This is a genomic window from Microbacterium hibisci (assembly GCF_015278255.1).
GTDB classification, from domain to species: Bacteria; Actinomycetota; Actinomycetes; order Actinomycetales; family Microbacteriaceae; genus Microbacterium; species Microbacterium hibisci.
Map to the genome: position 1 here is coordinate 156641 of NZ_JADIJC010000004.1, position 7034 is coordinate 163674.

Genomic DNA, 7034 nt, shown 5'->3' on the forward strand with positions numbered 1-7034 from the left:
GGGCCGACCCTTTGTCTGGGGTATCCCGTGGGGGGATCATTCTGATGTTCAAAAAGCATGCCTTCGTGGCGATCATGGCCGTCTCGGCCTCACTGGTCGCGGTCTCGGCGCTGCCGGCATCGGCCGCGACGACCGTGCAGCCGGTCTCGGGAGGAATCACACCGACGCAGGTGGCGGAAGCCATCGCCGGCAGCGGTATCACCGTGTCCAATGTCGCCCTGACCGGCGGCTCCAATCAGGCGGGGCTGTTCGCAGACCCGGTTCTGACGACCTACGGCTTCGGGGCCGGGGCCGTCCTGTCCAGCGGCGACGTCGGCAACCTCCCTGGTCCCAACGACGCCGGCAACACGTCGACCATCGTGGGGACGCCGGGCGACGCCGATCTCAGCGCGCTGTCGGGCGACGACACGTTCGACGCGGTTGCTCTCTCGTTCGACTTCGTCCCCGACGCGGCGACCGTCTACATCAGCTACGTCTTCGGCTCGGAGGAGTACAACGAGTGGGTGGGCCAGGGGTTCAATGATGTCTTCGCCTTCTACGTGAACGGAACCAACTGCGCGACCGTCGAGGCGGGAACGCCCGTCACCGTCGACTCGATCAACGGCACGACGAATGCGGCGCTCTTCCGCGACAACACCGCCGCAGCGATCGACACCGAGATGGACGGCCTCACCGTCGTCCTGACATGCACGGCTGCGGTCACGCCGAACGTGCCCAACACCATGAAGCTCGTCCTCGCCGACAGCGGCGACGAGCAGCTGGACACGTGGGTGCTGCTGCGCGGCAACGGCATCACGACGACGCCGCCCGAGATCTGCGACGACATGATCGACAACGACGGCGACACGCTGGTCGACGGCGACGACCCCGACTGCGTGACCGCGCCCGAGCCGGGCACCATCGCCGCTCTGAAGTACTACGACGCCAACGCCAACGGCAGCCGCGATGCCGGCGAGCCGGGCATCGGCTCGTGGCCGATCAGCATCACCGACGGCGTCACGCCGATCGACACCGTCACCCAGGGCGACGGCACCGTGCAGGTCGACGTCGCGGCCGGTGACTACACGGTCAGCGAAGGACTGCTCGAGGGATGGACGCACGTCTCGCCCGACAGCGTCGAGGTGACGGTGGCCGAAGGTGAGACGACGGATGTGAGCTTCGGCAACCTCTGCCTCGGCGAGGGCGGCGGGCACACGCTCGGGTACTGGCAGAACAAGAACGGCGAGGCGTCGTTCAAGGCGACGCCGGGAGCGCTGGCGACGCTGGTCGCGCTGCCGCTGGAGAAGGCCGGGGGCGCGACGTTCGACCCGGCGAGCTACAGCTCGTTCCGCACCTGGCTGCGGGCGGCCAACGCGAGCACGCCGTCGTACATGCTGTCGGCGCAGCTCGCCGCGATGGCGCTGAACGTGGCGTCGGGCATGACCGCCGGAACGGCCATCGTCTACGCGCCGACGGCGGCGAGCGCGAACTCGTTCGGCTACACGACCATCGCGGGCCTGATGGCCGACGCCGCGGCGTCGCTCACCAGCGGCACCGACGACCTGTCGCTGTCGAAGGCGCTGGACGCGGCGAACAACAACACCACCTTCGTGCAGGCCGGTCCGGCCGACTGCCCGGAGTGGGAGGACCCGGGAGTCGGCTGATCCATCCCTCCTCGAGAGGAGGCTCGGTCCGGGCCGTCGGTCGGCGCGCACGCGCGTCGCTCCGGCGACCCGGGCCGTTCTCGCGCCCGACGGGCGGGGGTGCTCTCAGGCCGCCGCGGTGGCGACCTTCTCGCGCAGCGGCATCAGGGCACCGGCGACCTGCGCGATGGCGTCGGCGTCCACACCGGCCTCTTCGAGCGCGGCGGCGGCGTGGCCGATGACGCGGTCGAAGTCAGCGTCGGTGATGCCGCGGCCGGCGTGCGCCACGGTCAGGTCCTTGCCGCGGTAGCCGTCGGGACCGCCGGCCGCGGCGGCGAGGAAGAGGGCCATGTGGCGCTTCTGCTCGACCATGCGGGTCTCGGAGAAGAACGGCGCCAGCGTCTCGTCGCCGAGGATCCGGCGGTAGAGGCTGTCGACGACGGCGGCGATGCCGTCGCCCTCGCCGAGGCGCTGGTACAGCGTCGCTTCAGTCGTGTCGGTCATGCGGGTGCTCCGATCGTGAGAGGGGGATGGATGCTGTGGGCCGAGGTCGACCACGGGTTGGGCCGGGTGCTCAGTTCTCCCCGGCACCTCGGCGGCGCCAGAAGCCTTCGGCCGCGGCGGGCGCGGGCGCCGGTGCGGGCTCAGGCTCCGCGCCGGGCGCGAAGCCGTCCCGCCGCGCGGACTCGGGTTGCGGGGCGGCCGGCTCGGGCTGCCGCGCAGCCGGGAAGGACTCCGGGAAGGGCTCCGGGGCGGCCGCGAAGGGCTCCGCGGGGACGGCACGCCCGGCCGGGTCCGGCGGGAGGATCCGCGCGGGCGTCGCACCGAGGCGGCCGAGCTCGCGTTCGATGGACTCGAGCAGCGAGTGCACCTGGGCGGTGGCCATACGGGCGAACTGGCGGGCGCGGACGACCTCGTCCGGCGACGCCGGTCCGGCCGCCGCGAGGTCGTCGGTCGCGAAGGCGAGCGCCGGCGGACGATCGGCGGCCCACGGGTCGGCGGCGGGGGCGGCGCCGACGGCACCCGCCACGGGGATGGCGCCGGTGGCCGGAGCTGCGGCGGCGGCGGCAGCCGCCACCTGCCCGGGGTGCGCGGCGGCCTGCTTCTCGATCGAGTGCGCGACGTGCTGCGCGCGCTCGATGATCTCGCGATACTGCTTGCGGGCGGTCTCGATCAGGTCCTTCGCGTAGGACTCGGCCTCGGCGACCGCGTCGTCGGCGATGCGCTGCGCGCTGCTGAGCAGCAGCACGGCGCGGCTGGAGATCTCGCCGTCCTCGGTGCCGACGTTCGCGGTGAGGGCGTCGTTGTTGCGCCACGCGAGCTCGAGCGCGTCGGCCGCGGCGGTCAGGACCGCCTGCACCTCGGCGCGGGAGTAGCCGCTGCGCTCGTCCGAGAACGATGCGTCGCGGAGGGACTCGGGCGTGATGGATGCGGATCGGGTCGCGGTCATGGTCGTCTCTGCCCTCTACTGGGTTCCCCTCGCGGTGCCCGACCGGACCAGTTCCGGGGAGTGAGCCTGATCGCCGGTGACGCGGGGTTGCTGGGTGAACGGGTCTTCGTACTTCTCGCTGCGGATGCTGTGCTCGTCGAGTCCCGCGCGACGCAGGACGGCGATGGTGTGGTCGACCATGCGCGGCGAGCCGCACACCATCGCGAGGCGGTCGTCCCACGGCCCGTCCGCGGCGGCGATGTCGCCGATGAGTCCGCGGGGTCCGGGATACGAGGGGTCGTCCGACACCGCGTAGCCGACCGTGAGCCACGGCGCGTCGGCGTAGCGGTCGATCTCCTGCTTCGCATAGAAGCCCCACGGATGCCGCACCCCGTGGTACAGCGCCACGCGCGGGCCGTCGCCGCGCGACGCGTGGCGTCCGGCGACCTGGTCGAGCACCGCGAGGAGGGGGGCGAGGCCCGTGCCGCCGGCCACGAGGAGCAGGTCGGGCCACTCGCTGCCGAAGGGCAGGGTGAGGAGTTCGCCGATGGGCGGGCCGAGCCGCACCCGGTCCCCGGCCGAGACATCGCGCAGCAGCGCGCCGCTGACCTGGCCGCCGGCGACGAGCTGCACGTGGAAGGTGATGGTGCCGTCGGCGCGCGGCGCGTGCGTCGGCGAGAGGTAGCGCCACTGGCGCGGCCGCTGCGGGATCTCGACAGCGAGCGACTGCCCGGCCTGATACCGGTACCGGTCGTCGGGGCGGATCGTCACGGTGCCGACGTCCATGCCGCGCCGCTCGGTCGCGACGACTTCGGCCGCCCACGTCGCCGGCTCGGACTCCACCGCCTCGGCCGCGGTCACCATCGTGGTGGCGATCAACCCGTAGGCGTCGGCCCAGTCGGCCGCCAGCTCGGGCGTCCACGCGTCGCCGAGGAAGTGCTTCAGCGTGGCCAGCAGCGACGCGCCCACCGCGGGATAGTGGCCGGCGATCGTGCCGAACTTGCGGTGGTCACGACCGAGGTCCTCGATGTAGGGGACCACGTCGCCGACGCGGTCGACGTTGCTGACCATGTGACCGAGCGCCTTGACGAGCCGGTCGCGCTGGGCGGCCATCGCGACCGGGAACAGATCACGGGTCTCGGGGTGGGCCAGGAACAGATGCGCATAGAAGTACCCGGGCACCGCGTCCCCGTGGGCGGCGACCTGAGCCCAGGTCCGCTTGAGCGCTTCCGCATCCACCTGTGTCGTATCCCCTCCGTCGGCGGTCGATAAAGGCCGACGCTAGTGCGTTGCACCTATATGTGCAAAGCCTCCACGTGCAGGTGCAACCGGATATCATGCACGTGCGCCGTGCTTCCGTCTGCGGCGCGTCACGGGTCGGGGGGCCTTATGACCGTGTTGTTGACGAACGGGACAGTTCTCGTCGAAGAGGACCTCCGCGCGCAGGCCGCCGATCTCCTGGAGAGGGCAGCCGATCCGGGTCGGCTGGAGTTCGTCCTCGCGGCCGGCGGGGCGTCCGCGGCCGACCTGTCGCCCGAGTTGAACTCGTTCCTGGTGCAGGTGCTCCGCGGGCTCGCGCGCGGTCGCGTCTCGGTCAGCACCCTTCCTGAGGAGCTCACCACCACCGTCGCGGCCGAGCTCGTCGGGGTCTCGCGCCCCACGCTGATGAAGCTGGTCCGCAGCGGCGAGCTGCCCTCGCGATCGGTGGGCAGCCACACCCGCCTCGCCACCGCCGACGTGCTCGCGCTGCGCCGCCGGCGCGCCCAGGAGCGCCGCGAGGCCCTCGAGGCGCTACGCGCGCTCGACGACGAACTCTGAGCGGATCGACAAGCTTCGCTCGGTAGTCTGACCGGGTGCTCCAACGGGTATTCGTCGACGCCGACGTCCTCGCCGCGCGCGCCCCGTTCGAATGGCTCGCGCTCCTGCGCGACGAGACCGGCGACTGGTTCCAGCTGCACTCGACGTCGGAGGTCGTGGCTGAGTCCGTCCGGGAATGGGTCGCGCGCGACCCCGAGCGGCGGGAAGGAGCGGCCGAGCGCCGCTGCGAGCTCCTCGCGACGAGCCTGGACGAGGTGCTCGACTCCTCGGCCGACGCGGCCCCCGGGCACGCGCCCGGCCCGCTCGGGGCCGCCGCGTCCTCGGGATCGCATGTGCTCCTCTCCTCGCGTGCCGGGGACGTCGCAGGCGCCGACGAGCTGCCGTTCGAGGTCTACACGGCCGACGAGTTCCTCTGCCTCTTGGACGACACCGCGGCGACGCACGTCCGCAGCGCCGCCGCGCGGCAGTATGCCGCACGGCAGGACGCCGGCGACGGCGACGGCGCCTCGAACGCGGGCCTCGCCGAGGCCTTGACGGCCGCCGGCTGCCCCGCCTTCGCCGAGCGCGTATCGCGCCACCTGCGCTCACGCTGACTCGAGCCGCCGAGACCCGCATCAGCGCCGAACCCGAGTCCCGCTCACCGCCGCCTACGACCGGGCGGACCACCACTCCCGCAGCCGCCGTTCGGCCTCGTCCTCGCCCACGATGCCCTCGTCGAGGCGGAGGTCCAGCAGGAAGCGATACGCCTCGCCGACCTCGCGGCCGGGCTTCAGCCCCAGCACCTCCTGGATGCGGTTGCCGTCGAGCTCGGGGCGCATCGCGTCCAGCTGCTCCTGGGCGGCGAGCTCCGTGATGCGGCGCTCGATGTCGTCGTACGCGCGGGCCAGGCGCGCGGCCTTCTTGACGTTGCGCGTCGTGACATCGGCCCGCGTGAGGATGTGCAGGCGCTCGAGCTCGGCGTCGGCATCCCTCACATACCGGCGCACCGCCGAATCCGTCCACGCGCCCTCCGAGTAGCCGAAGAAGCGCAGATGCAGTTCGATCAGCCGCGCGACGCTCGTGATCGTCGCGGAGTCGAAGCGCAGCGCCTGCAGGCGCTTGCGCGCCAGCCGCGCGCCCTTGAGGTCGTGGTGGTAGAAGGTCACCCCGCCGCCGGGCTCGAGTCGTCGCGTGGCCGGCTTGCCGATGTCGTGCAGCAGCGCCGCGATCCGCAGCGGCACGTCGGGCGCGGCATCCGGGTTCCGCGCCTTCTCGAGCTCGATCGCCTGGCGCAGCACCGTGAGCGAGTGCTCGTACACGTCCTTGTGGTGGTGGTGCTCGTCGACCTCGAGCTGCAATGCGGGGATCTCGGGGAGGAACTCGCCCATCAGCCCGGTCTCGACGAGCAGGCGGATGCCGCGCACCGGGTCGTCGGTCGCGAGCAGCTTGACCAGCTCGGCCTGGATGCGCTCCGGGCTCACGATCTCGAGCGTGCCGCGCAGCTCGGCGATCGCCGCCTCGGTGGCGGGGTCGACGCCGAACCCGAGCTGGGAGGCGAAGCGGGCGGCGCGCAGCATGCGCAGCGGGTCGTCGCCGAAGCTCACGGCCGGGTCGGTCGGCGTCCGCAGCACGCCGCGCACGAGGTCTTCGACGCCGCCCGTCGGGTCGACGAGCGTCTGGCCCGGCACGCGCAGCGCCATCGCGTTCACCGTGAAGTCGCGGCGTACGAGGTCGCCTTCGATGGTGTCGCCGAACTCCACGGTCGGCTTGCGCGTGACGCCGTCGTAGCTGTCGGCGCGATACGTGGTGATCTCGACCTGCTCGCCGTGGACGCGAGCGCCGATCGTGCCGAACGCGCGGCCGATGTCCCACTGCGCGGTCGAGACGGGCGTGACGATGCGCAGGATCTCGTCGGGCCGCGCGTCGGTCGTGAAGTCGAGGTCGTTGGTGCGCCGCCCGAGCAGCGCGTCACGCACCGGACCGCCGACGATCGCCAGGTCGAACCCGGCGTCGGCGAACGCGCGGGCGAGCGTGGCGACGACGGGGGACTCGGCGAGCGCGCCGAGGCGCGCGATGCCCTCGGCCATGTTGAGCATGGGTTCCAGCCTACCGAGGCCGCCTGCCCCCGCCCGCGAAGGGTGCGACGCGATCCGCAGAGCAGGTGTCGCATCGCGCAGGACGAGGGC

General features: G+C 72.3%; 7 protein-coding genes. 3 read left to right on the forward strand and 4 right to left on the reverse strand.

The annotated features are described in order from the left end of the window. The first annotated feature begins 44 nt into the window (after positions 1–44). Complete coding sequence (locus IM770_RS09030; protein ID WP_203580804.1) at positions 45–1643, forward strand: choice-of-anchor L domain-containing protein; 1599 nt, start codon at positions 45–47, stop codon at positions 1641–1643. A gap of 105 nt (positions 1644–1748) precedes the next feature. Here the strand turns inward: IM770_RS09030 and IM770_RS09035 are convergent, their stop codons facing one another. The 3 genes from IM770_RS09035 to IM770_RS18175 all read right to left on the reverse strand — a co-directional run bounded on the left by IM770_RS09035 (position 1749) and on the right by IM770_RS18175 (position 4290). Then, positions 1749–2126, reverse strand: coding sequence for a group I truncated hemoglobin (locus IM770_RS09035; protein WP_203580805.1), 378 nt, complete (start codon positions 2124–2126; stop codon positions 1749–1751). 70 nt (positions 2127–2196) lie between these two features. Beyond that, a complete protein-coding gene (locus IM770_RS09040) occupies positions 2197–3072 on the reverse strand; it encodes a DivIVA domain-containing protein (protein WP_203580806.1) in 876 nt (291 codons plus the stop codon). Between the two features lie 15 nt (positions 3073–3087). Further along, on the reverse strand, positions 3088–4290 hold the full coding sequence (locus IM770_RS18175) for a globin domain-containing protein (RefSeq protein ID WP_203580807.1): 1203 nt from the start codon (positions 4288–4290) through the stop codon (positions 3088–3090). Between the two features lie 150 nt (positions 4291–4440). Here IM770_RS18175 and IM770_RS09050 point away from each other — a divergent pair, with 150 nt between their 5' ends. Together IM770_RS09050 and IM770_RS09055 are read left to right on the forward strand one after the other, a co-directional pair. Next, positions 4441–4869, forward strand: coding sequence for a helix-turn-helix domain-containing protein (locus tag IM770_RS09050; RefSeq protein ID WP_203580808.1), 429 nt, complete (start codon positions 4441–4443; stop codon positions 4867–4869). A gap of 35 nt (positions 4870–4904) precedes the next feature. Then, complete coding sequence (locus IM770_RS09055) at positions 4905–5462, forward strand: hypothetical protein (protein ID WP_203580809.1); 558 nt, start codon at positions 4905–4907, stop codon at positions 5460–5462. A 54-nt stretch (positions 5463–5516) separates the two neighbouring features. On the opposite strand, the gene IM770_RS09060 is transcribed toward IM770_RS09055, so the two are convergent. Continuing rightward, positions 5517–6944 (reverse strand): CCA tRNA nucleotidyltransferase, encoded by a 1428-nt coding sequence (locus tag IM770_RS09060; protein ID WP_203580810.1) that lies wholly within the window; start codon positions 6942–6944, stop codon positions 5517–5519. Between the last annotated feature and the right edge of the window lie 90 nt (positions 6945–7034).